Raw genomic sequence first — 24,508 nt, forward strand, 5'->3', positions numbered from 1 at the left:
ACTTCTATATCGTCTTTTCAAAAGCGACTGCTTTTTCTTCTTTAGTGGGGTCAGCAGGCATAACCTTTGTGATATACAAATTTATTTGATCGCGTAATTGATCATTGGGCACACAACTCACAACCTGACTGAAATCCTCAATAAATCCCTTATGAGAGATCCAAGCTTCATCTTTAGTCAGAATCTCGATAGGGGTGAGCAATACGTACTCAGAACCATATCGTGGCAGAATATACTGCTTTGCCTTCCAAGTTTCAGTGACATAGTTGAATTCGGCTTTCTGTATAGAGAATTTTTGCAATTTATTAGGAGAAATATATTTTGATGCAAACTTCTCAGTATAGCTTGCCAAAAAACCGTGTATTAAATTACAGGTAAAGTCACTTATCTGATCCTTGCCAACACCATGCTTTACAAGCGTAAGCTTACCAAGATGAGTTGCCCCAGCTGTCTCACTACCAAAATCTGAAAAAACATCCTTAAAGTTTACTTGCAATGACTTTGCAAAAGAAGGCCCCAAACCCCGACCACTATTTCCAGACTTACTGAATCCAAACCAGTTCTCCTTAACCTCCGGAAACATATACCACGACTTCACTAAACCCGACGGTAAATCGAGAGCTGACTTACACTTCAAAAACAACATATATTTAATAATTTCAGCATGAAGATTTTGAAAAACCTCTTCATCGCTATTAAATAGAAGAAAAGGGTCTACAAATAATGGGAGGTCATTAATTAAGGAGACGTTGAAGGCTCCGTAAGAATCAATTTGTTCACGTGTAACATCAAAAAAATCCGAGAAATAGATTCTAAGTTTACGTTTACCTGTATCCATACGCTGAAAGCTCCAAAAGTGATCGAATTATATTTTGTGAAGGCCCGAAGCAATCGCCACCACAAAAAGGAGTCACGGTCGTCTGCGTCAATCAGCTCGACAAACTAAACGACCGACCCGGGCATGACACAATGCCACTATAGGAGATAAAGCCCTCGACGCCAATGAGAATTGACGTATGACGTTTTCCCTCGGAGAAAGGGGACATACGGGGTCCGGACTTGAATAGTTTAAGAATGTTCGGCCCCTACGCAAGGGCACGAAAGCTCTGTCGTCCAGACTGAAACCACAGAAGCGCGCCTAACTAAAGGAGTGATTAAGAATCCTCCCTATTAAATTTTAGGTCCTACTTCACTTACAGCACTAATGATCCACAGCGAAAAACTGACTTTTTCTGTAAAAACAAGTTTGAATTACGAACAAACTGCTACTCAACAAATGCAATCTTTTTATATTCATAAAAACTTTTCCTTGAGATCCTCAATACAGCCAGATTCATTTACGGCATAAATCACACCACGGATATTACACTTATAAAACACAATTAACTCACTACAAAAACAAACAACCAGAATAAATGCAACACACATAATATAAAAATATAAAACCAACTCTATCGATCAAATTGGACGAAAAAACAATACTGTACTACCTTAATCCGGGCATCACGTAAAAAGACCGTTAGAGAAAAGGTCAAAACGCCTAAACACCTGCCGACATTCACTGCACAAGCAAACAATAAAAGGATATTTAGCGTGGCTGATGAGAGAAACCGATCCAAGCTGGTAAGGATGACCGTACGCAATATTGGGTGTATCGGAAATGATGGAGTAGAAATTGCACTGGACAATGTAGTCTGCCTTGTAGGACGAAACAACGCAGGAAAATCAACTATTCTTCGCGCTTATGAACTTGCAAAAGGCTCCGCCGCTTTTGAGATACAAAGAGACCGTCATCAACATGCTCAGGAGCTAGAATTCTCTGAGGTAATTCTTGATGTGCATATACCAGACGGAATCGGAAATATACATGAAGATTGGAAAATAGATGATGATGGACTAAGAATTGTTAGGAGCCGATGGCAATGGGCAGGCCCCACCTACCAAAAGACACGAACTACTTGGAACCCTAAAGCTGGAGCGGAAGGTACTGGCGACTGGGACCCAGATAAAAATGCTTCGGGCCTAGATAATGTCTTCACCGCAAGGTTACCTCGTCCATTAAGAATTGGGTCTCTTGATGACGCCGAGAAAACAGAAGAGATGTTGCTTACGCTTGCGTTAACCCCACTATTGACAAGATTAGAAAAAGAGCGACTAAACGCAGAGTCAGACCTGTCAAAAGCAATACAAAGCGTCTCTGCAAATATAGATCGCCTGAGCGAAGCACACAAAGAGGACTTTAACCAGATTGCAATGCAAGTAACAACCGGCTTTCAAAGTGTTTTCCCATCTCTTGGAGTGAGACTAAATATCGCAGCGGCCCCTCTCGCGCCTAAGATAGAAGATATTATAAAAAAAGGTTCCGGATTACGTATAGCAGATGGAAAAGCTGATACTTCACTTAGTCAGCAAGGCACTGGAGCTAGAAGGGCACTGTTCTGGTCCATGCTACAGGTTCACAATGAACTAACGCGGGAAAAGGAAATTCGTGGGGAATTTCAAAAACGTCTCGAAAGAAATATAACTGAAGAAACAAAGAAAAAAGCAGCAAAGAAGATAACGCAAGAACAATCAGATGCAATCGATGAAGAGCTTTCAAAACTCAAAGCCCATTTAGCTGCTCACACTGCAGGAGCTCCAATTCCTGAAAGCCCAGACGATCCATCACTTCCGGGATATTTACTCCTAATCGACGAGCCGGAAAACGCTCTACATCCTATGGCGGCCCGCGCGGCACAGCGGCATCTTTACAAGCTTGCAGCCAGCCCTGACTGGCAAGTCTTGATGACAACCCATTCGCCCTACTTCGTGAATCCGTTTGAGGATCATACAACCGTTGTAAGGCTAGAACGTAAAGATCACAACGACGACTCACCAATCTCACCTAAAACATACCGTTCAGACAATGTCGTATTTGATGGAAATGAAAAACAAAGATTACAAGCATTGCAGCATATAGACCCAAGCTTTGCAGAAGTTTTCTTCGGGTCGTACCCTGTCCTCGTCGAAGGAGATACCGAGCATGCCGCTTTTATGGCTTCGATTATCGAGCGGCAACATGAGTTGATGGATAAAATCACAGTGATACGGGCTCGTGGAAAAGCTATACTCTTACCACTTATTAAGGTAATGAAGCACTTTAAGATAAGTTTCGGGATAGTTCACGACTGTGACCCACCGTTTAAAAGCAATGGTACGAAAAATGGCATGTGGACGGAAAACAAAAAAATTCGTGACGCGATTATAGACGCCAGGGAATCTGGAATAACGATCCGCCACAGAGTAAGCATTCCTGATTTCGAACGATTCCTTGGTGGTGAAGACGAGTCAAAGGACAAACCGCTTAACGCCTATATAAATATTACCGAAAACGCCGAACAAGGTTTAATAGTGCAAAAATTGCTCAACGATCTGATAGATGGGGACGAGCACGACCCCATATCAAGAGAAGCTCTTATCGCTAATCCTGACTATCTGGAAAACCTAAAAATTACAATTCTTAAATGGGCGAAAGAAAACGGTAAAAGTGAGAACGTGCGCTTTACGGGCGTAATTCCGACTTAAGACATGTTTACAGGTAAGCTAGCACGAACCCCTAAGCTCGTGCACTAGCTTACCTTACACATGTAGGCAAGACCTACCGTAAATCATTTACCCAAAGATCTAAAGTTCCAGAGTTTATTAGATTCTTCGCTGTCCTTAAACCACTTGACGAAGACATCTTGGCATTCCCAATCCGCCGAACGATGAAAATCATCCTGATTGTAATAAATTCCCCGCCTCATTAGCTCCCAAGCACGGCTCGTAACCTTTAAAACTCTCACATCTTTATAAGAAGCGCCCCGCTCCAATAAAGCGTGAATCAGTATCTGGATATTCAGTTGCCCTCCCCCACTAGAGGCGAAAGAGCACAACAAATCTCCAACTACAACTTTCAAAAATGCGCCATCATTCTTCTTAAACGCGACCCTACAAAATAGCTCACTTCTGTCGTTAGGACTGCATAGTATAATGGGTTCGTAACCTTGCGAGAGGTAACGTTCAACCTCAAATTTACATAAATGAAAACTCGAAAATACCCCTTCGCTGACTCCATCCAAATACCCTGGATTTATAGAAAAATAGCTTTCGAATTTCTTCAAGACTAGAAGAGGGAATTCTTCAACGCCTAACTCATAGCTTTCAAGATTAGAAACCTTTTCAATCTCTAATATTTCACTTAACTGTCTCAAGCTCAAATTCAAAAGTTCGGTACGGATAAACCTTACTTTTTCGCCTATCGACAGTGCATACGATGAGTCCGTCAGTACAAGCGGAGGTGTGTTTTGCGAGCAAGGTAGATTTTGCTTTCGACTTCGCCGCTCTTTTAACCAATCGGATACGAGAGTCGCCCCGATACCTGAAAATAGCCACTCGACCATAGGAATCTCCATCAGAACCTTTTCCTCTCACTGCCTTGACCGTATCACAATGCGCAAGGAAGATTGATAGAAAGGCATCCTATACCGTCCCCTTGGCAGGTACACTGGCAGTACACAGACTGGTTTTTAAGTATTACTAAAAAATACGCTAACCTACTGATATTATTGAATTTAACTATTCCTACTTTACGGTTAACTTCGGATGCTAACGTTGGGCTTATCGTATTACATCCAAACTCATAATCCTTTGGTCCACGGTTCAAGTCCGTGTGGGCCCACCAACTCCAAAGCCGCGCATTGCGCGGCTTTCGCGTTTCTGGCGCTGCCGCTTTAGCCAGCACATCCATCCACAGACTCACTTCGCAAACAACCGCCCAATATCCCTGAACGCCTTGAACTCCAACGCGTTGCCGCAGGGGTCAAACAAGAACAGCGTCGCCTGCTCTCCCACGTCGCCCTTGAACCGAATGTGTCCGGCGATGAAAAGACCACGCAAGCCTGTAACATATGCCCCCTATCCGTCCGCACCGGAGCTGCCCTTGCCTGTCCTCGATGAAATCGACCGCCAACTGATCGCCGCGTTGCAGATCAACGCCCGCGAGAGCGTGGCCATGCTCGCCAGGCAGTTGGGTATTGCGCGCACCACGGTGACGTCGCGCCTGGCACGCCTGGAGAAAACCCAGGTGATTACCGGTTATGGCGTGCGTCTCGGCCAGCGTGTGGTGGATGGCGGTTTGCAGGCGTATGTCGGCATCACCGTGCAGGCGCGTTCGGGCAAGGACGTGCTGCGCAAGCTCAGTGCGATGGCCCAGGTTCAGCAACTGTGCGCGGTGAGCGGCGAGTTCGATTACGTAGCATGGCTGCGCACCGATTCGCCGGAACAGCTCGATCAATTGCTGGATCAAATCGGCAGCGTCGAAGGCGTGGAAAAAACCACCACGTCGATCATCCTCAGTAACAAACTCGATCGCAGACAACCAATCTGACCAGCAAGCTCGTCACTTTGACTGAAAACAATTCAATTCGACGACACTTTGCGTCTTATTAACGAACGCTACGCTCCCTAAACTGGCTGCCATCTTTTCCTATACTCAGCGGGCACGTCCCGCGAGCCGCTAGTAAGGTCAGCCATGAGCATTCCGTCCAGCAGCATCAGCAAGACCAATCGCCACCCCGCCGACGGTAAGAAACCGATCACCATCTTCGGCCCGGATTTCCCGTTCGCGTTTGATGACTGGATCGAGCACCCCGCCGGCCTGGGCAGTATTCCGGCGGCCAACCATGGCGCCGAAGTGGCGATCGTCGGCGCCGGGATTGCCGGCCTGGTGGCCGCCTATGAGTTGATGAAGCTGGGCCTCAAGCCCGTGGTGTACGAGGCCTCGAAGATGGGCGGGCGCTTGCGCTCCCAGGCATTTGAAGGGGCCGAAGGCATCATCGCCGAACTGGGCGGTATGCGTTTCCCGGTGTCGTCCACCGCGTTCTACCACTATGTCGACAAACTTGGCCTGGACACCAAACCCTTCCCCAACCCGCTGACGCCGGCTTCCGGCAGCACGGTCATCGACCTGGAAGGCCAGACCCACTACGCACAAAAACTGTCCGACTTGCCTGCGCTGTTCCAGGAAGTGGCTGACGCCTGGGCCGACGCCCTGGAAGCCGGCTCGCAGTTCGGCGATATCCAGCAAGCCATCCGCGACCGCGACGTACCGCGCCTCAAAGCGCTGTGGAATAAACTCGTGCCGCTGTGGGACGACCGCACCTTCTACGACTTCGTCGCCACCTCCAAGGCCTTCGCCAAGTTGTCGTTCCATCACCGTGAAGTGTTCGGTCAAGTCGGCTTCGGCACCGGCGGCTGGGATTCGGACTTCCCCAACTCCATGCTGGAAATCTTCCGTGTGGTGATGACCAACTGCGACGACCATCAACACCTGGTGGTCGGCGGCGTGGCACAGGTGCCCATGGGTATCTGGCGCCATGTGCCGGAGCGCTGCGCCCACTGGCCAGCGGGCACCAGCCTGAGTTCGTTGCACTGCGGCGCGCCACGGGCCGGGGTCAAGCGCATTGCCCACGCGGCCGGTGGTCGTTTCGCCGTGACCGACAACTACGGCGATACCCGCGAATACGCCGCCGTGCTGACCACCTGCCAAAGCTGGCTGCTGACCACCCAGATCGAATGCGACGAAACCCTGTTCTCGCAAAAAATGTGGATGGCCCTGGATCGCACCCGCTACATGCAATCGTCGAAGACCTTCGTGATGGTCGACCGCCCGTTCTGGAAAGACAAAGACCCAGAAACCGGCCGCGACCTGATGAGCATGACCCTCACCGATCGCCTGACCCGTGGCACTTACCTGTTCGACAACGGCGACGACAAGCCGGGCGTGATCTGCCTGTCGTACTCGTGGATGAGCGATGCGCTGAAAATGCTCCCGCAGCCCATCGATAAACGCGTGAAGCTGGCCCTCGACGCGCTGAACAAGATCTACCCGAAAGTCGACATTAAGGCGCGCATCATCGGCGACCCGATCACTGTGTCCTGGGAAGCCGACCCGCATTTCCTCGGAGCCTTCAAAGGTGCATTGCCCGGCCACTATCGCTACAACCAGCGGATGTACGCGCACTTCATGCAGAAGGACATGCCCGCCGAGCAACGTGGGATTTTTATCGCCGGCGATGACGTATCCTGGACACCTGCCTGGGTCGAAGGCGCGGTGCAAACCTCGTTGAACGCCGTCTGGGGCATCATGACCCACTTCGGCGGCCACACTCACCCAGAGAACCCAGGGCCGGGTGATGTGTTCGATGAAATCGGGCCGATTGCCCTGGCCGATTAAGGAGCCAAGCCATGCGTGTCGCCCTGTACCAATGCCCACCGCTGCCGCTGGATGTGGCCGGTAACCTCAAGCGCCTGCACCGCCTCGTGCACGAGGCGTCCGGCGCCGACGTGCTGGTGCTGCCGGAGATGTTCCTCACTGGTTACAACATCGGCGCCGAAGCTGTGGGCGCATTGGCCGAGGCGCAGGATGGCGAGTCAGCGCGAACGATTGCCGAACTGGCGCGAAGTGCCGGACGAGCGATCCTGTACGGTTACCCGGAGCGGGCCGCAGACGGGCAGATCTATAACGCCGTGCAGTTGATCGACGCCCACGGCCAGCGCCTGTGCAACTACCGCAAGACGCACCTGTTTGGCGACCTCGACCATTCGATGTTCAGTGCCGGGGGCGATGATTTTCCGCTGGTGGAACTCAACGGCTGGAAACTGGGCGTGCTGATCTGTTACGACCTGGAGTTCCCGGAAAACACCCGGCGCCTGGCCCTGGCCGGCGCCAATCTGATCCTGGTGCCCACCGCGAATATGGTGCCGTTCGACTTTGTCGCCGACGTCACCGTGCGGGCGCGGGCCTTTGAGAACCAGTGCTACGTGGCCTACGCCAACTACTGCGGGCACGAAGGCGAGATTCAGTATTGCGGGCAAAGCAGCATCGCCGCACCGGATGGTCAGCGAATCGCCCAGGCCGGCCTGGATGAAGCCTTGATCGTCGGCACGCTGGAACACCAATCGATTCTCGATGCCCGCGCCGCCAATGACTATCTGCAAGACCGTCGCCCCGAACTGTACGGCACGCTGCACAAGCCCTGATCTGGAGGGTTTGCTAGCATAGGCACTTCCCTCGTATCGGAAGTGCCCATGCCTGCGCCGGCCCAGCCTCATCACCTTCACCTGACCCTGGTCAACGGCCTGCGGGTTTCCCTGCGCCATGCCCCGCGTTTAAAGCGCTGCGCCGCTGTTTTACGGGTGGCGGCCGGCAGCCATGACGTGCCTTTGGCGTGGCCCGGCCTGGCGCACTTTCTGGAACACTTATTGTTTCTTGGCACTGAGCGTTTTCCGACCGAAGAAGGGCTGATGGCCTACGTGCAGCGCCACGGTGGCCAGGTCAATGCCAGTACGCGTGAGCGCACCACGGATTTCTTCTTTGAGCTGCCGCAGCCGACCTTCGCCGACGGTCTGGAACGCTTGGCCGATATGCTGACCCATCCGCGCCTGGCGCTGGACGATCAACTGCGCGAGCGCGAAGTGCTGCACGCGGAATTTGTCGCCTGGTCCCAGGATGCCAGCGCGCAACAACAGGTCGCGCTGCTGGAAGGTCTGGCAGCCGATCATCCGCTTAGGGGCTTCCATGCGGGCAATCGCGACAGCTTGCCGGTGGAACGTCAGGCGTTTCAGCAAGCGTTGCGGGATTTCCACCAACACTTCTACCCGTCGGGGCAAATGACGTTGAGCCTGGCCGGCCCGCAACCGCTGGCAGAACTGGAACGCTTGGCGCGGCGCTTCGGTGAGCAACTGAACGCCGGCCCGCGGCACCCGCAGGCGGCCCCTCCGGCCCTGCTGCCCGCTCATACACCGCGTTTTCAACACAGCGCCAACGGCCATCTGCATCATGTCATCAGCGTCAACACCCCCAAGGAAGCCCTGGATTTCCTCTGTCTCTGGCTCAACGCCTCGGCGCCGGGCGGGCTGCGCGCGGAACTGCAAGCGCGCCAACTGGCCAGCGCCCTGCAGGCGTCCGTGCTTTACCACTTCGCCGGGCAAGCGTTACTGGATCTCGACTTTACCCTCGGCGCGCAAAGCGACGCGGCGACGCAGATCGAAGCACTGTTGTACGACTGGCTGAGCTTTTTCGCACACAGCGACTGGACTTCTCTGCGCGAGGAATTCGCCCTGCTCAACGCGCGTCAACACCAGATCCAAGGCGCCCTCGCGTTGGCCAGGCATGACAGCGAAGAGCTGCAAACGTCCTTGTCGGAGCACCACGTTGCGGCCCTCAAGGCCCTGCTCGACGCCCTGCCGCTGCAAGCCTGCCGACAGGCGTGGCAACTGCCGCCCAACAATCCGTTCCTGCGCCCACCCGTAAAGGACGAGTGCGCCGGCCTGATTCGCGGCCAGACCAGTGCCCACCGGGGCCTGCGCACTTTTGCCCAGGACCGTTCCCGGGGGCGGCGAGAACTGTCGGCGTTGTCGTTCAGCCCGGCGTTGGCCGATGAGCATGATGAAGGCGCGCTCTACCTGCGTTGGCGGCTCGATTGTCCGCTTCCAACGGCACTGGAAAACGCCCTGCAGCCGTTGCGCGAAAATGCCGGCCAGGCAGGTGTCGACTTATCCTTCGACTCGATCGGCAATGACTGGCGGGTGAAAATGGTCGGTCTTCACCAGCCCATGCCGGCGATACTCGATGAGCTCGCACGCAGCCTGAACCCGCCTGAAGATGATCTGCGGCCAGGCCCTGCCGCCACACCGATGATTGCCATTCGGCAATTGCTCAAGGCGTTGCCCGCGTGCTGTGCCGGCGTGCAGCCGCACACCCAAGCACCCTCGATGTCGTGGACACGCGCACGCTGGGAAGGCCTGGGCATTGGGCTGCCCGCCCACTGCGAAGCGGCGCTCAAATCTGCCGCCGCCCGCTTGCCTGGGCAACCGGACACGCTCGAAGGCGAATTCGCCAGCCTCAGCGGCCAGCATCTATGGCATGAGATCAATACCGATGCCCTCGACGCAGCGTTGCTGCTGTTCTGCCCGACGCCGACGCGGTCCCTGGCAGATGAAGCCGCGTGGCGCCTGCTGGCGCACCTGCTCCAAGGGCCGTTCTACCAACGTGTGCGGGTAGAGCTGCAAATCGGCTACGCGGTGTTCAGCGGCGTCCGACAGATCAATGGGCAAACAGGCCTGCTGTTTGGCGTGCAATCCCCCAGTGTTTCCCTTGACGGGATCATGGAGCACCTGCGGACCTTCCTCGCACAATTGCCGGCATTGATCGACGCCAGCGACAACCTCGGCCACCCGGCGCTGGCGCAACAATTCACGGCGCAGGCGCTGCCCATCGCCCAGGCCGCCGAATTGTTGTGGCAGGCGCGCCTGGCCGGCCATCCGTCGGATTATCTCGCGCTGCTTCAACACGCAATCCAAGCCCTAACCCGGGAGGACTTGCAACGCGCCGCCCAACAGTTACGGGACGCTGCAGGCGGCTGGCACTGTATCGCCAACGGCCCGCGCATTGGCGAGGGTTGGCAATCGGCGGGCTGATCATTGCCGCCCCTGCAATAGGCTTTTTCCACCAAGACAGCGCTAACTTGGAAAAAAATGCGTAATATTCCTACGAGCACATCTGAACATCTCCGATTGGAGGTGGACTATATGTATTACTTGGTAGTAAACGCCCCATCCCTTCGTAGGAGTAAGAATATGACTTGGTCCAAACCTGCTTACACTGATCTGCGCATCGGTTTCGAAGTGACTATGTACTTCGCCAGCCGCTGATTGGCTGGGTAATACAACGCCTCGGCCCGTCCGGGGCGTTTTTGTTTTCAGCTTTGCTTGATGGAGCGGCCATGTTTGTCCAGATTCTAGGTTCCGCCGCCGGCGGCGGCTTCCCGCAGTGGAACTGCAACTGCGCGAACTGCGCAGGCTTTCGTGATGGCAGCCTGCGAGCTCAGGCGCGTACCCAGTCATCCATCGCGATTTCCGACGATGGCGTGAACTGGGTGCTGTGCAATGCCTCGCCGGATATCCGCGCACAACTGCAGGGCTTCGCGCCGATGCAACCCGGCCGCGCACTGCGCGATACCGGCATCAGCGCGATCATCCTGATGGACAGCCAGATCGACCACACCACCGGCCTATTGAGCCTGCGTGAAGGTTGCCCGCACCAGGTGTGGTGTACCGACATGGTCCATGAAGACCTCAGCAGTGGTTTCCCGCTGTTCACCATGCTCACCCATTGGAACGGCGGCCTGGCCTGGAACCGCATCGAGCTGGACGCCAGCTTCACCATCCCGGCCTGCCCCAACCTGCGCTTCACCCCGCTGCCGCTGCGCAGTGCCGCACCTCCGTATTCACCGCACCGCTTCGACCCGCACCCCGGCGACAATATCGGCCTGATCGTCGAAGACCTGCGCACCGGCGGCAAACTGTTCTACGCCCCGGGCCTGGGCAAGGTTGACGCGCCGTTGCTGGACATCATGGCCGGCAGCGACTGCCTGCTGGTGGACGGCACCATGTGGGACGATGATGAAATGCAGCGCCGTGGCGTCGGCACCCGCACCGGCCGCGAGATGGGCCACCTGTCGCAGAACGGACCAGGCGGCATGCTCGAAGTGCTGGAACACCTGCCTAAGCAGCGCAAGGTGCTTATCCACATCAACAACACCAACCCGATCCTCGATGAAGATTCTCCCGAGCGGGCCGAGCTGGTGCGGCGCAATGTCGAAGTGGCTTACGATGGCATGAGCATTGAATTGTAGGAGCAGACGACATGACTGACACACCGTTGACGCCCGCCGAGTTCGAGCATGCCCTGCGGGCCAAGGGCGCCTTCTACCATATCCATCACCCGTACCACGTGGCGATGTATGAAGGCCGCGCCACCCGCGAGCAGATCCAGGGCTGGGTCGCGAACCGTTTCTACTATCAGGTGAACATTCCGCTGAAGGATGCCGCGATCCTGGCTAACTGCCCGGACCGCGAAATCCGTCGCGAGTGGATTCAGCGCCTGCTCGACCATGATGGCGCCCCCGGTGAAGACGGCGGCATCGAAGCCTGGCTGCGCCTGGGCCAGGCCGTCGGCCTCGATCCGGACCAACTGCGCTCCCAGGAACTGGTGCTGCCCGGCGTGCGCTTTGCGGTGGACGCCTACGTCAACTTCGCCCGCCGTGCGCGCTGGCAGGAAGCCGCCAGCAGCTCGCTGACCGAACTGTTCGCGCCGCAGATCCACCAATCGCGTCTCGACAGCTGGCCGCAGCATTACCCGTGGATCGACCCCACCGGCTATGAGTATTTCCGCACCCGCCTGGGCCAGGCCCGCCGCGATGTGGAGCATGGTCTGGCGATCACCCTGCAGCACTACACCACCCGTGAAGGCCAGGAGCGCATGCTGGAAATTCTCCAGTTCAAACTGGACATCCTGTGGAGCATGCTCGATGCCATGAGCATGGCCTACGAACTGAATCGCCCGCCGTATCACAGCGTGACCGAGCAGCGGGTCTGGCATAAAGGGATCACCCTATGAGCTTTGATCGCAGCAGAACACCGGTCTGGCGTCCGGGCTATCGCTTCCAGTACGAGCCTGCGCAAAAAGGCCATGTGCTGCTCTACCCGGAAGGCATGATCAAGCTCAACGACAGCGCCGCGTTGATTGGCGGGTTGATCGACGGTGAGCGCGACGTCACGGCGATCATCGTCGCGCTGGATGAACAATTCCCTGGTGTGCCTGAGCTCGGTGACGACATCGAGCAATTCATGGAGGTCGCCCGTGCTCAGCACTGGATCACGCTTGCCTGAACAACCGGCCATCGGTCTGCCGCTGTGGCTGCTCGCCGAGCTGACCTATCGCTGCCCGCTGCAGTGCCCGTATTGCTCCAACCCGCTGGATTTCGCCGAGCAGGGCAAGGAGCTGAGCACTGAGCAATGGATCAAGGTGTTTCGCGAAGCACGCGAGATGGGTGCCGCGCAGTTGGGCTTTTCCGGCGGTGAGCCGCTGGTGCGCCAGGACCTCGCCGAACTGATTGCCGAAGCGCGCAAACTGGGCTTCTACACCAACCTGATCACTTCCGGCATCGGCTTGACCGAGCAGAAGATCAGCGATTTCAAAAAGGCGGGTCTGGACCATATCCAGATCAGCTTCCAGGCCAGCGACGAACAGGTGAACAACCTGCTGGCCGGCTCGAAAAAGGCCTTCGCACAAAAACTCGAAATGGCTCGCGCGGTGAAGGCCCACGGCTACCCGATGGTGCTGAACTTCGTCACTCATCGGCACAATATCGACAAGATCGACCGCATCATCGAGCTGTGCATTGCACTGGAGGCGGACTTTGTCGAACTCGCCACCTGCCAGTTCTACGGCTGGGCGCAGCTCAATCGTGTGGGGTTGTTGCCGACCCAGGAACAACTGGTGCGCGCCGAACGTATCACCAACGAATACCGCGCCAAGCTCGAAGCCGAAGGGCACCCGTGCAAGCTGATTTTCGTCACCCCGGATTACTACGAAGAACGCCCGAAAGCCTGCATGAACGGCTGGGGCAGCATCTTTCTGACAGTCACTCCGGATGGAACCGCCCTGCCCTGCCACGGTGCCCGACAGATGCCGGTGCAATTTCCTAATGTGCGTGACCACAGCATGCAGCACATCTGGTACGACTCCTTCGGTTTCAACCGCTTTCGCGGCTACGACTGGATGCCGGAGCCGTGCCGCTCATGCGATGAAAAGGAGAAGGACTTCGGCGGCTGCCGTTGCCAGGCGTTCATGCTGACCGGCGATGCGAGCAACGCCGACCCGGTGTGCAGCAAATCCGAGCACCACGGCATCATCCTTCAAGCCCGGGAAGACGCCGAACACGCCACCCAGACCATCGAGCAACTGGCCTTTCGCAACGAGCGCAACTCCCGGCTCATCGCAAAAGGCTGAGGGCCTCAGCGCTTGGCGATGATGTACACCGCGTGAATGATGCCTGGGAAGTAACCGCACAAGGTCAGCAGAATATTCAGCCAGAACGCGCCGGCGAAACCCACTTGCAGGAACACACCCAGTGGCGGCAACAGGATGGCGATGATGATGCGAATGATGTCCATGGGGTCAGCTCCTGAAAATCGGCTCGTGTGAGCCGTCTAGCTAATCGACCTTGGACGTTCGTGAGGGTTCAGTGGGATCTGGCACTGCGGCCACCCTTCTCTGAACAAAAAAAAACGCCCCCAGCCAAAACAAACAAGCTGGGGGCGCCGCGTATACCGCGAGACGGTTCAGGAATTAGGGGTCAAACGGCGATGCCCTTGCGGCATTGCACCTGTGCGGTACGCACCCGGGAAAAAGCGTGAGTCAGGCGCAGGAGCATTTCGTCGATGTCGCTTTTGCTCACCGTTAGGGCCGGGGTGAAGCGCAGGCAGTTGGGTTGCGGGGCGTTGAGGATAAGTCCTTCGTCCAGAGCGGCTTTTACCACAGCGTCTGCAGAATCATCCGATAACGTCAGTCCCCACATCAGGCCGTGGCCGCGCAGTTGACCGTGGCTGTAGCGGTAAGACAGGCGGGCAAGACCTTCGCCGAGGTAGCAACCAGACTCTTGTACATGCTCGAAGAAACCGTGCCCCAGCACGGTATCGAGTACCGCCACCCCGGCCGAGGCCATCAGCGCATTGCCATGATGGGTGCCGTCCAGCTCACCGACTTCGAAGCAACAGGCTTTGCCGCGCGCCAGCAGTGCCGCCAGCGGCACACCACCGCCCAGGCCTTTGCCGAGCGTAATGATGTCGGCGCGCACACCGTAGTGCTCTTCGGCAAGCAAGGTGCCGCAACGGCCGATACCGGTTTGCACTTCATCGAGGATCAGCAAAATACCCAGCTCGCGGCACAGTCGCTCGACACCCTTGAGGTAATGCTCGGTCGCGAGGATAACGCCGGCTTCGCTCTGGATCGGCTCGAGCATGATGGCAACGGTTTGCGCATCAACGGCCGCGTGCAGCGCCGCCAGATCGTTGAGCGGGACGTGGCTGAAGCCCGGCAGCTGCGGTTCAAAGCGGTTTTCGCGGCTGCTCGCCGAAGCCGACATCGCCGCGAAGCTGCGCCCATGGCAACCGTTGCTGGCGCTGATGATGCGATAAGCGCCACCGCGATACAGCTGGCCCCACTTGCGCGCCAGTTTGATCGCCGCTTCACAGGCTTCCGCGCCGCTGTTGAGCAAATACGCCTGATCGCTGCCGGTGCGGTGGCACAGGCGGTCGACGAGGTTGAGTTGGGGGCGGTTATGCAAACCGTGACCGGGATTGATCAGCGCATGGGCCTGATCGGCCAAGGCCCTGATCAATACCTGCGGGCTGTGGCCGAGGCTGTTGGCCGCGCAGCCCTGGCTGAAGTCCAGATAGGCGCGATCATCGCTGTCCCACAACCAGGAACCCTGACCGCGCACGAAGACCTGCGGGGGGCGCGCTACGGTAGGCATCAAGCATTCACTGGGAAAATCTTCGCCGCAAGCATCCAGGATCAAGTCATCCAGACTGGCCGCCGAGCGGCGCAAATTGAACAGGTTCACACTTTTTCTCCCATGGCAAGCATGCCGTGGTCGGTGTACCCCGTAAAACCTGCCTGGAGGTTTTTTGTCTTGCCTATGCAAATACCATCAACATAAACGCTAATCATCGCCCGATCTGGCCCTGTAAGCCTTGTGGATAGGCGCTAGACTAGGCGTCTCGGGGGCCATCGGCCATTTCGATTTTCCAGCTTTTTCGATAAGAATTACTTATGGATTTTAAGCAACTGCGTTATTTCGTCGCGGTGTATGAGGAAGGCCACGTAGGCCGTGCCGCTGAGCGTCTGTCGATCTCCCAACCGGCCCTGTCACAGCAGATCCGCCAGCTCGAACAAAACCTCGATGTGAGCCTCTTCGAACGCAGCAGCAAGCGCCTGCTGCCGACCCTCGCAGCCCATACGTTATACAACCACGCCTTGCCGTTGATCGATGGCATGCAGCAAGCCGTGGAGGCATTGCGCAACTTCAAGGGCCAGGCATTGCGCACCTTGGCCATCGGCGTGCTGCAAACCGTACACACCAGCCTGGTCCCGCAAATGCTGGAGCGCGTGCGCAAGGCCCAGCCGCACCTAGTGGTGCAAATCTACGAACTGACCGGGATTGAAATTGAACGGCGCCTGCTCAACGGCTCGCTGGACATCGGCATCAGTTACCTGCCACCCCGCCAGCCGGGGTTGCACGGCGTGCTGCTGTATGAAGATGAGCTGAAGGTGGTCATCCCGGAGGATCACCCCCTGCGTGAATTCAAGAAAGTCTCCCTGACACAGGCGGCCGAGTTGCCGATGTTACTGCTGGGGGAGGAGTTTCAGATCAGGCAGATCTGGCAGAGCCAGTTGTCCAACCTCGGGCGGCGCCCGCAGGTACAGGCGGAGTTGAATACCATGGTGGGGATTCTCGACAGCCTGCCTCATACCAAATTGGCCACGGTGCTACCGGGACGCTCCCAGGACGAACACAACAGCAAGGCGCTGCTGTGGAAACCCTTGAGTGAACCCAGGGTGCCGCTGAAAGTGGGGTTGGTCTGCCGCGATGTGCAGCGCCAGCAAGCGACGTTGGCGTTGCTGCGCACCTTGCTGGAGGACGTGATGAATGCCCCGCAGGTGCCGGCCTGACTTTTTCGCGGGCAAAAGAAAACCCCGCCGAGGCGGGGTTTTGCAGACTGTTTCCCTGACATCCCTTTCACTCCGCCATCCTGGCAGAATCCTACGTGTCCGTGTTGTTGCTTTGCGCTTCCTGCGCGACGTCCATGTGAAGTAGATTATCCGTGGATCCAATTTGGCGATAGAGGACGATTAGCAGCACGTCATGTAAGAGAATGCTTACAAAGCCTCTACACCCTTAGAACAGGGACTCATCCAGCAAAAACAGCGATTCGCTACCGGCTTTTACAGACGCACTCAACGAGTGAATACGCGGCAGCAGACGGGCAAAGTAGAAGCGCGCAGTGCCCAGTTTGCTGGCGTAGAAGTCTTCCTCGGCCTCTTTGCCCAGCGCCGCCTTGGCCATCATTGCCCACATATAGGCGTAGGCCATGTATCCGAATGCATGCAAATACTCCACCGAGGCCGCACCGATTTCATTCGGGTTGCTCTTGGCGCGATCCAGCACCCAGGCCGTCAATTCATCCAGGCTATCCACTGCGGCGTTGAGCGGCGTGGTGAACTCGGCCAGCTCCGCGCCTGCAGTGGCGGTGAACTGGCGGATCTCATCAGCGAACAAGGTGTAGAACGCACCGCCACTGCCGACGATCTTGCGTCCCATCAGGTCCAGGGCCTGAATGCCGTTGGTGCCTTCGTAGATCTGGGTGATGCGCACATCACGCACCAATTGCTCCTGGCCCCACTCGCGGATGTAACCGTGGCCGCCAAAGACTTGTTGGCCGAGCACCGTGGTTTCCAGGCCCAGATCGCTCAGGAATGCCTTGGCCACCGGGGTCAGCAAGGCTACCAGGCTATCCGCGCGCTCGCGGGCGGCGGTATCTTCGCTGAACTTGGCGATATCCAGCTGCATCGCCACATATGTGGAGAATGCACGGCCGCCTTCGTTCGACGCCTTCATGGTCAGCAGCATGCGACGCACGTCGGGGTGGACGATGATCGGGTCGGCGATTTTATCCTTGGCCTGCGCGCCGGTCGGCGCACGGCTCTGCAGGCGGTCGCGCGCGTATTCAATCGCGTTCTGGTAGGACCGCTCACCGGACGCCAGGCCTTGGATACCCACGCCCAGGCGCTCGTAGTTCATCATGGTGAACATCGCCGCCAGACCACGGTTCGGCTCACCCACCAGGTAACCCACGGCTTGGTCAAAGTTCATCACGCAGGTCGCCGAGGCCTGAATCCCCATCTTGTGTTCGATGGAGCCACAGCTCACCGGGTTACGCGCGCCCAGGCTGCCGTCGGCATTGACCATGAACTTCGGCACCAGGAACAACGAGATGCCCTTGGGACCGGCCGGGGCATCCGGCAGTTTGGCCAGCACCAGGTGGATGATGTTCTCGGTGAGGTCGTGTTCACCGCCGGTGATGAAGATCTTGGTGCCGCTGATGGTGTAGGAACCGTCAGCCTGCGGCTCGGCCTTGGTGCGGATAATCCCCAGATCAGTACCGGCATGGGCCTCGGTCAGGCACATGGAGCCGGCCCACTTGCCGGAGTACATATTCGGCAAGTAGGTTGCCTTGAGTACTTCACTCGCGTGGGTGTTGATCGATACACAAGCGCCGGAGGTCAGCATCGGGTACAGGCCGAAGGCCAGGCTCGACGAGTTGATCATCTCTTCAACCTGCGCCGAGACCGCCTTGGGCATGCCCATGCCGCCAAAGGCCGGATCACCGCCCACGCCCACCCAACCGCCTTCGGCGTAGGTGGTGTAGGCCTGTGGAAAACCGTCCGGGGTGCTGACAACGGTGTCTGCCCAGCGGCAGCCCTGTTCATCGCCGCTGCGGCTGAGCGGGGCGATGGATTTGGCGGTGACTTTGCCGGCTTCTTCGAGGATTGCCTCAACGGTTTCGACGTCGACCGTGTCTGCCAATGCCGGCAATTGGGCCCAAAGTGTGGCGACCTCAAACACTTCGTTGAGGACGAAGCGCATATCACGCAGCGGCGCTTTGTAATCAGCCATGGCAAACCTCGTGAGAACGTAAAAAGTGATTCGATAGGGTCGGTTTTACAGGCGCCGAGTGTACCCGAACAACTTTTCAGACACATAGGGTCCACTTGTGACCGATTGGTATTTTTAGGTCATCACAAGCCAAATGCCTCCGCGGGCAGACTCATCAGGCACTCGCTGCCCGCCTCCACGGCGGCCCGATGGGTGGCGGTGCGTGGCAATAAGCGCTTGAAGTAAAAGTCGCAGGTGGCCAGCTTGGCCTTGGCAAACTCGGCATCATCATGCGTCTGCGCCGCGATCGCCATGCGCAGCCACAGATAGGCGAGGATGATGTAGCCGCTGTACATCAAGTAGTCCACCGCAGCAGCGCCCACTTCGTCAGGGTTTTTCATCGCGGCCAGCCCGACCTTGGTTGTCAGCTCACCCCATTGCTGGTTCAGTTGATCGAGTTGCGCCACATACGCCTTGAGCTGCGCATGCTCGGCATTCGCCTCGCAGAACTTATGCACAATCCGCGTAAAACCGCGCAGCAGCTTGCCCTGGCTGCCCAGCACCTTGCGCCCCAGCAAGTCGAGCGCCTGAATGCCGTTGGTGCCTTCGTAGATCGGCGCAATCCGGCAATCGCGCACCAACTGCTCCATGCCCCACTCGCGAATAAAACCATGGCCGCCGAACACCTGCATGCCGTGGTTGGTCACCTCCAGCCCGGTGTCGGTCATAAAGGCTTTGCAGATCGGCGTAAGGAACGCCAGCAGGTCTTCGGCTTCCTGGCGCTGGCCGGCGTCGCGGCTCAAGTGCGCGGTGTCGAGCAGTTGCGCGGTGAAATAGGTCAGCGCCCGGTTGCCTTCGTTGAACGCCTTCATGGTCAGCAGCATGCGCCGCACGTCGGGGTGGACGATGATCGGGTCGGCAGCTTTTTCCGGGGCCTTGGCGCCGGTCAGCGCGCGCATTTGCAAGCGGTCGTTGGCGTATTTGACCGCGCCCTGAAAGCTCGCTTCGCCATTGCACAGCCCTTGCATCCCGGTGCCGAGGCGCGCGTGGTTCATCATGGTGAACATGCAGTTGAGGCCTTTGTTCGCCTCGCCGATCAAAAAGCCCTTGGCAGCGTCGAAGTTCAGCACGCAGGTGGCCGAGGCCTTGATCCCCATCTTGTGCTCGATGGAGCCGCAATGTACCGCGTTGCGCTCGCCCGAATCCGCATGGAACTTGGGCACGATAAACAGCGAGATGCCTTTGGTGCCGGCCGGGGCATCCGGCAGCTTGGCCAGCACCAGGTGGATGATGTTGGCGCTCAGGTCGTGCTCACCGGCGGAGATGAAGATCTTGCTGCCGCTGACCGCATAGCTGCCATCCGCCTGGGGCACGGCGCGGGTCTTGATCAGGCCCAGGTCGGTGCCGCAATGGGCTTCGGTCAGGCACATGGTGCCGGTCCATTCGCCGGCGGTGAGTTTGCTCAGGTAGGTGGCTTTCTGTTCGTCGGTGCCGTGGGCGTGGATCGCCGACATCGCGCCGTGCGTCAGCCCTGGGTACATGCCCCAGGACGTGTTGCTGGAGCCGATCATCTCGCTGAGCACCAGCCCGAGAGATTGCGGCAAGCCTTGGCCACCGTAGGCCGGGTCGGCCGCCACGCCGTGCCAGCCACCTTGCACATACTGGGCGAACGCTTCCTTGAAGCCCTTGGGCGTGGTCACCACACCTTTGTCGAAATGGCAGCCTTCTTCATCGCCGCTGCGGTTGAGTGGCGCGAGTACGTTCTCGCAAAATTTCGCACCTTCTTCGAGGATCGCGCTGACCATGTCCGGGCTGGCGTCTGTCGCGCCGAGGGCGGCGTAGTGAGCGTGGAAATCAAACACGTTGTCGATCAGAAAGCGCATGTCGCGCAGGGGAGCTTTGTACTCAGGCATGGCAATGTCTCCGGCAGCAGATGGTTTCAACCTACTGCCGGCCGCCGCCGCGAACAATTACTGTAGAGCCGCTGAATACAGCGCTATCACTCAACCGGCAGCACTCTGCGTGCGCACCGCGCCACGGCGGGTTTGCCCGGCCGCGACCACGCAGTTACGCCCGGCGCCCTTGGCGGCATACAGCGCCTGGTCGGCGGATTTGAGCACCTCTTCGGACGTGCGGTGCTCGGCCTGGCGCTCGGCCACGCCGATGCTGACGGTCACCGACACACTCGACGCACCGCTGCCCGCGCGCCGCTGGCGGCCTTGCAGGTCATCCTGCGGGCGGTCCGGGTTGCGCAGCTTGATGTCGTAGTTGGCGATGATCTCGCGGAGTTCTTCCAAGTGCGGCATGCACTCATCCAGGGTCTTGCCGGCAAACACCACGGCGAACTCTTCACCGCCATAACGGTAGGCGCGTCCGCCGCCATTGACCTTCGACAGCTTGCTGGCCACCAGGCGCAGCACTTGGTCCCCTACGTCGTGACCATGGGTGTCGTTGAAGCGTTTGAAGTGGTCGACGTCGCTCATCGCGAGCACATAGTTGCGTCCCAGCCGCTGCATGCGCTCGTTGAGCGCGCGCCGCCCAGGCAGGCCGGTCAGCTCGTCGCGAAACGCCATTTGATACGCCTCGTGAGCCACCGCGGCCGCAATCGTCAGCATCACCTGGCTGCACATGATGTTCAGGGTGAACGGCAGGATAAACGTCTGCGGCAACATCCAGAACAGCCCGATCAACCCCACCATCTGCGCCGCGTGCAACGGACGCGGTTGGTACCAGTACTGCGCCGCCAAGGTCAGAAAACCGATCAGGAACATCGGGTATGACAGCTGGATCAGGCTCATCCAGGTGCCATGCAGCGCCGGCCAGCGGATTTCCGCCAGCCAGTTCAGCAGCGCCTGGGGATAACTTTGCTCCAGGGCCAACGCCACGCTGCCGATCGCCAGCAGCACCGCACAGCGCGCGACAAAATCACGGAACAAGTGGGTTTTTTCCTGCCACAGCGCATAGATGCTGAACAGCAGCGGCAGCAACAGGCAACACAAGTGGAACACCACGGCGGCGTCTTCGCGCACGCGGCCGTTGTCGCGGTAGAAGTCGGTCTGGGTATCGAGCAGGAAGTAGGCGATATACACCGTGATCATCAGGAACAGTTCGCGCTGGCGACGATAGACCGCGCAATACGAACCGCCGAGCAACAGCACCAGGGTCGGCAACACGTTGAACAGCGAGGTAAAGAAGACGTTGAGATCTTTGACATACGCAGCCGAGAGCCCGGCCAGTAACAGCAGCAGTGAAGGTAGGAAATGACTGAAACGTAAAGCGGACGCGCGTGACAAGGGTAAAACTCCGACCCGCCAGGAATGATGGCACTGTGCCACAGTTCAGGCAGTTAAACATACCCTGCCCGGCTTGTATCACATTGCCATCACTGTAACGGCAGACCATCGCAATCCCTGAGCGCTGCGCTGTGTTTTTTATCGCGCAAAAAAAACCGCCGCCCCGAGAAGGAGCGACGGTTTTTCAAGTGGGCTCGGTGAGGCTTAGTAAGCCAGGCCGAAGTCCTCTTCTTTCATGTCCATCAGGTTGTTGGCGCCCGACAGCATGGTGACCACGTGAGTACGGGTACGCGGCAGGATGCGCTGGAAGTAGAAGCGCGCGGTCTGCAGCTTGGCGGTGTAGAACGCCGCTTCGCTGGTGCCGGCTGCCAGTTTCTCGGCCGCCAGGCGCGCCATGTCGGCCCAGAAGTAAGCCAGGCAGGCATAACCGGAGTACATCAGGTAGTCCACCGAAGCGGCACCGACTTCTTCACGGTCTTTCATCGCCGCCATGCCGACCTTCATGGTCAACTCGCCCCACTCTTTGTTCAGCGCAGCCAGCGGCGTCACGAACTCTTGGACCGCTTCGTTGCCTTCGTTGGCCTGGCAGAACTTGTGCACGATCTTGGTGAAGCCCTTGAGCGCTTCGCCTTGGGTCATCAGCACTTTACGGCCGAGCAGGTCCAGCGCCTGGATGCCGGTGGTGCCTTCGTACAGCATCGAAATGCGGCTGTCGCGCACGTTCTGCTCCATGCCCCACTCGGCGATGAAGCCGTGACCGCCGTAGATCTGCACGCCGTGGTTGGCGGATTCAAAACCGACTTCGGTCATGAACGCCTTGGCGATCGGGGTCATGAATGCCAGCAGGCCATCGGCCTGTTTCTTGGCTTCGTCGTCGGTGCCGTACTTGACGATGTCCACTTGCTTGGCGGTGAAGTACACCATCGCACGGTTACCTTCAGCGAAGGCTTTCATGGTCAGCAGCATGCGGCGCACGTCGGGGTGGACGATGATCGGGTCGGCGGCCTTGTCCGGCGCTTTCGGGCCAGTCAGGGAACGCATTTGCAGGCGGTCACGCGCATATTTCAGGCCGCCCTGGAAGCCGATTTCAGCGTGGGCCAGGCCTTGCAGCGCGGTGCCCAGGCGAGCGGTGTTCATAAAGGTGAACATGCAGTTCAGGCCTTTGTTCGCCGGGCCGATCAGAAAACCGGTGGCCGCGTCGAAGTTCATCACGCAGGTGGCGTTACCGTGGATGCCCATCTTGTGTTCCAGGGAACCACAGGTCACCGCGTTGCGCGCACCGATCGAGCCATCGGCGTTCGGCAGGAATTTAGGCACGATAAACAGCGAGATACCTTTGGTGCCGGCCGGTGCGTCCGGCAGGCGGGCCAATACGATGTGGACGATGTTATCGGCCATGTCGTGTTCGCCGGCCGAGATGAAGATCTTGGTGCCGGAGACTTTATAGGTACCGTCGGCCTGAGGTTCGGCCTTGGTGCGCAGCATGCCCAGGTCGGTGCCGCAGTGTGGCTCGGTCAGGCACATGGTGCCGGTCCATTCGCCCGACACCAGTTTGGTCAGGTAGGCCTCTTGCTGCTCGGGGGTGCCGTGCTCGGAGATGGTGTTCATCGCACCATGGGACAGGCCTGGGTACATACCCCACGACCAGTTGGCTTCGCCGACCATTTCGCTGACTGCCAGGCCCAGGGATTCCGGCAGGCCTTGGCCACCGTGCTCCACGTCGTGGGCCAGGCTCGGCCAGCCACCTTCGACGAACTGCTTGTAGGCTTCTTTGAAACCAGTAGGGGTCTTAACGCCTGACTCGCTCCAGGTACACCCTTCGATGTCACCCACACGGTTCAACGGTGCCAGTACTTGCTCACAGAACTTGGCGCCTTCTTCGAGAATGGCGTCAACCATGTCCGGAGTAGCGTCCTGGCAAGCCGGCAGGCTCTGATAGTGCGCTTCATAGCCGAGCAGTTCGTCACGAACGAAGCGAATATCACGCAAGGGGGCCTTGTAGTCAGGCATAGCGATAAACCTCTGCTGATGTATCTGGGATGAACAACCGCGTGGGATTTGTTGTTGCGGTCAAACAGGTGTTTGAAACATACGTTTACGACCTGGGGATGTCAAGCGTCGTCCCGCTGCCGTTTGTCATGACGCGGGTCAACAGCGCGCACGACAATGCCTGCGGCGAGGTGCCACAAGGGTTATCGGAAAAAACAGACGATGTAGGCGCTAGCGGTGTACCGGGTACACCGCATTGCCATAGGGAGGTCAGGCGAAGGTGTCGATCAACGTGCCGAGCATTTCGTCGGAAGCCTTGGCGACTTTCGCGCCCAGTTCCACCTGAAATTTACCTTGGGCCATTTCGACCATATTGCTCGCCGAGTTGGAAGGCTGGGCGCGGTCATTGGCCCGCAGCAGGTCGCTCTGGGCGTCCGACGGCTGGGTAGTGACGGCGCTGGCAATCCTGCCTGCGGCCTGGTCGACGCGGCTCTGCCCGGCTTGAATCGTACTCAAGCCTGAATAAAACGCGCTGCTGCCAGAGATTTCCATGGCGTGGACCTGCTGAGAGAATCGTGAAGTTGAATTGAAGCAGACATTCTGGCAAAAGGCCCGTCAAAAACACTAATGGCACAATGCCTT

20 protein-coding genes and 1 pseudogene are annotated in these 24,508 nt (G+C 57.6%); 11 read left to right on the plus strand and 10 right to left on the minus strand.

The genetic code is table 11. The features are described from left to right. Nucleotides 1–4 precede the first annotated feature (4 nt). Nucleotides 5–838, minus strand: a complete 834-nt coding sequence (locus P3S72_RS27755) for a hypothetical protein (RefSeq protein WP_276195161.1) — start codon at nucleotides 836–838, stop codon at nucleotides 5–7. Between the two features lie 755 nt (nucleotides 839–1,593). Here P3S72_RS27755 and P3S72_RS27760 point away from each other — a divergent pair. Further along, nucleotides 1,594–3,564: an AAA family ATPase gene (locus P3S72_RS27760; protein ID WP_201142156.1), complete on the plus strand. Its 1,971-nt coding sequence runs from the start codon at nucleotides 1,594–1,596 to the stop codon at nucleotides 3,562–3,564. A gap of 83 nt (nucleotides 3,565–3,647) precedes the next feature. Here P3S72_RS27760 and P3S72_RS27765 read toward each other — a convergent pair whose 3' ends face one another. Together P3S72_RS27765 and P3S72_RS27770 are read right to left on the minus strand one after the other, a co-directional pair. Continuing rightward, on the minus strand, nucleotides 3,648–4,421 hold the full coding sequence (locus tag P3S72_RS27765) for a hypothetical protein (RefSeq protein WP_276195162.1): 774 nt from the start codon (nucleotides 4,419–4,421) through the stop codon (nucleotides 3,648–3,650). Between the two features lie 355 nt (nucleotides 4,422–4,776). Continuing rightward, a pseudogene (locus P3S72_RS27770) lies at nucleotides 4,777–4,893 on the minus strand (glyoxalase); the annotation flags it as partial. A 67-nt stretch (nucleotides 4,894–4,960) separates the two neighbouring features. Between P3S72_RS27770 and P3S72_RS27775 the strand changes: the two are divergent. The 9 genes from P3S72_RS27775 (at nucleotide 4,961) to pqqE (ending at nucleotide 13,876) form a co-directional block, all read left to right on the plus strand. Continuing rightward, a complete protein-coding gene (locus P3S72_RS27775) occupies nucleotides 4,961–5,407 on the plus strand; it encodes an Lrp/AsnC family transcriptional regulator (RefSeq protein ID WP_276195163.1) in 447 nt (148 codons plus the stop codon). A gap of 165 nt (nucleotides 5,408–5,572) precedes the next feature. Then, on the plus strand, nucleotides 5,573–7,255 hold the full coding sequence (locus tag P3S72_RS27780; RefSeq protein ID WP_276198001.1) for an NAD(P)/FAD-dependent oxidoreductase: 1,683 nt from the start codon (nucleotides 5,573–5,575) through the stop codon (nucleotides 7,253–7,255). A gap of 11 nt (nucleotides 7,256–7,266) precedes the next feature. Continuing rightward, entirely contained in the window at nucleotides 7,267–8,061 is a 795-nt protein-coding gene (locus P3S72_RS27785) for a carbon-nitrogen hydrolase family protein (RefSeq protein ID WP_276195164.1), read from the plus strand. A gap of 48 nt (nucleotides 8,062–8,109) precedes the next feature. Then, complete coding sequence (gene pqqF / locus P3S72_RS27790; RefSeq protein WP_276195165.1) at nucleotides 8,110–10,500, plus strand: pyrroloquinoline quinone biosynthesis protein PqqF; 2,391 nt, start codon at nucleotides 8,110–8,112, stop codon at nucleotides 10,498–10,500. 159 nt (nucleotides 10,501–10,659) lie between these two features. Further along, nucleotides 10,660–10,734, plus strand: coding sequence for a pyrroloquinoline quinone precursor peptide PqqA (pqqA, locus tag P3S72_RS27795; protein WP_003194766.1), 75 nt, complete (start codon nucleotides 10,660–10,662; stop codon nucleotides 10,732–10,734). A gap of 71 nt (nucleotides 10,735–10,805) precedes the next feature. Continuing rightward, nucleotides 10,806–11,717, plus strand: coding sequence for a pyrroloquinoline quinone biosynthesis protein PqqB (gene pqqB / locus P3S72_RS27800; protein ID WP_253399713.1), 912 nt, complete (start codon nucleotides 10,806–10,808; stop codon nucleotides 11,715–11,717). Between the two features lie 11 nt (nucleotides 11,718–11,728). Then, a complete protein-coding gene (pqqC, locus tag P3S72_RS27805) occupies nucleotides 11,729–12,481 on the plus strand; it encodes a pyrroloquinoline-quinone synthase PqqC (RefSeq protein WP_276195166.1) in 753 nt (250 codons plus the stop codon). Beyond that, the gene (pqqD, locus tag P3S72_RS27810) at nucleotides 12,478–12,753 is read left to right on the plus strand and encodes a pyrroloquinoline quinone biosynthesis peptide chaperone PqqD (RefSeq protein ID WP_276195167.1); all 276 of its coding nucleotides are present in this window, start codon (nucleotides 12,478–12,480) and stop codon (nucleotides 12,751–12,753) included. Before pqqC ends, pqqD begins: the two co-directional genes overlap by 4 nt. After that, nucleotides 12,725–13,876: a pyrroloquinoline quinone biosynthesis protein PqqE gene (pqqE, locus tag P3S72_RS27815; RefSeq protein WP_247404515.1), complete on the plus strand. Its 1,152-nt coding sequence runs from the start codon at nucleotides 12,725–12,727 to the stop codon at nucleotides 13,874–13,876. The genes pqqD and pqqE overlap by 29 nt, the downstream gene beginning before the upstream one ends. A gap of 5 nt (nucleotides 13,877–13,881) precedes the next feature. Here pqqE and P3S72_RS27820 read toward each other — a convergent pair whose 3' ends face one another. Continuing rightward, nucleotides 13,882–14,040, minus strand: a complete 159-nt coding sequence (locus tag P3S72_RS27820; RefSeq protein WP_010207008.1) for a YqaE/Pmp3 family membrane protein — start codon at nucleotides 14,038–14,040, stop codon at nucleotides 13,882–13,884. Nucleotides 14,041–14,222: 182 nt separating this feature from the next. Continuing rightward, entirely contained in the window at nucleotides 14,223–15,491 is a 1,269-nt protein-coding gene (locus P3S72_RS27825) for an aminotransferase class III-fold pyridoxal phosphate-dependent enzyme (protein WP_276195168.1), read from the minus strand. A 209-nt stretch (nucleotides 15,492–15,700) separates the two neighbouring features. Between P3S72_RS27825 and P3S72_RS27830 the strand changes: the two genes are divergently transcribed. Next, complete coding sequence (locus tag P3S72_RS27830) at nucleotides 15,701–16,600, plus strand: LysR family transcriptional regulator (protein WP_276195169.1); 900 nt, start codon at nucleotides 15,701–15,703, stop codon at nucleotides 16,598–16,600. A 226-nt stretch (nucleotides 16,601–16,826) separates the two neighbouring features. On the opposite strand, the gene P3S72_RS27835 is transcribed toward P3S72_RS27830, so the two are convergent. The 5 genes from P3S72_RS27835 to P3S72_RS27855 all read right to left on the minus strand — a co-directional run bounded on the left by P3S72_RS27835 (nucleotide 16,827) and on the right by P3S72_RS27855 (nucleotide 24,418). Next, nucleotides 16,827–18,605: an acyl-CoA dehydrogenase C-terminal domain-containing protein gene (locus tag P3S72_RS27835; RefSeq protein ID WP_276195170.1), complete on the minus strand. Its 1,779-nt coding sequence runs from the start codon at nucleotides 18,603–18,605 to the stop codon at nucleotides 16,827–16,829. A gap of 122 nt (nucleotides 18,606–18,727) precedes the next feature. Beyond that, entirely contained in the window at nucleotides 18,728–20,497 is a 1,770-nt protein-coding gene (locus tag P3S72_RS27840; protein WP_276195171.1) for an acyl-CoA dehydrogenase C-terminal domain-containing protein, read from the minus strand. Between the two features lie 90 nt (nucleotides 20,498–20,587). After that, nucleotides 20,588–21,877, minus strand: coding sequence for a GGDEF domain-containing protein (locus tag P3S72_RS27845; protein WP_276195172.1), 1,290 nt, complete (start codon nucleotides 21,875–21,877; stop codon nucleotides 20,588–20,590). 204 nt (nucleotides 21,878–22,081) lie between these two features. Continuing rightward, entirely contained in the window at nucleotides 22,082–23,887 is a 1,806-nt protein-coding gene (locus P3S72_RS27850; protein WP_276195173.1) for a phenylacyl-CoA dehydrogenase, read from the minus strand. Nucleotides 23,888–24,136: 249 nt separating this feature from the next. Then, entirely contained in the window at nucleotides 24,137–24,418 is a 282-nt protein-coding gene (locus tag P3S72_RS27855) for a pyrroloquinoline quinone biosynthesis protein PqqE (RefSeq protein ID WP_276195174.1), read from the minus strand. Nucleotides 24,419–24,508: the final 90 nt, after the last annotated feature.

This window comes from Pseudomonas sp. D3 (assembly GCF_029320995.1).
Taxonomy (GTDB): Bacteria; Pseudomonadota; Gammaproteobacteria; order Pseudomonadales; family Pseudomonadaceae; genus Aquipseudomonas; species Aquipseudomonas paraveronii.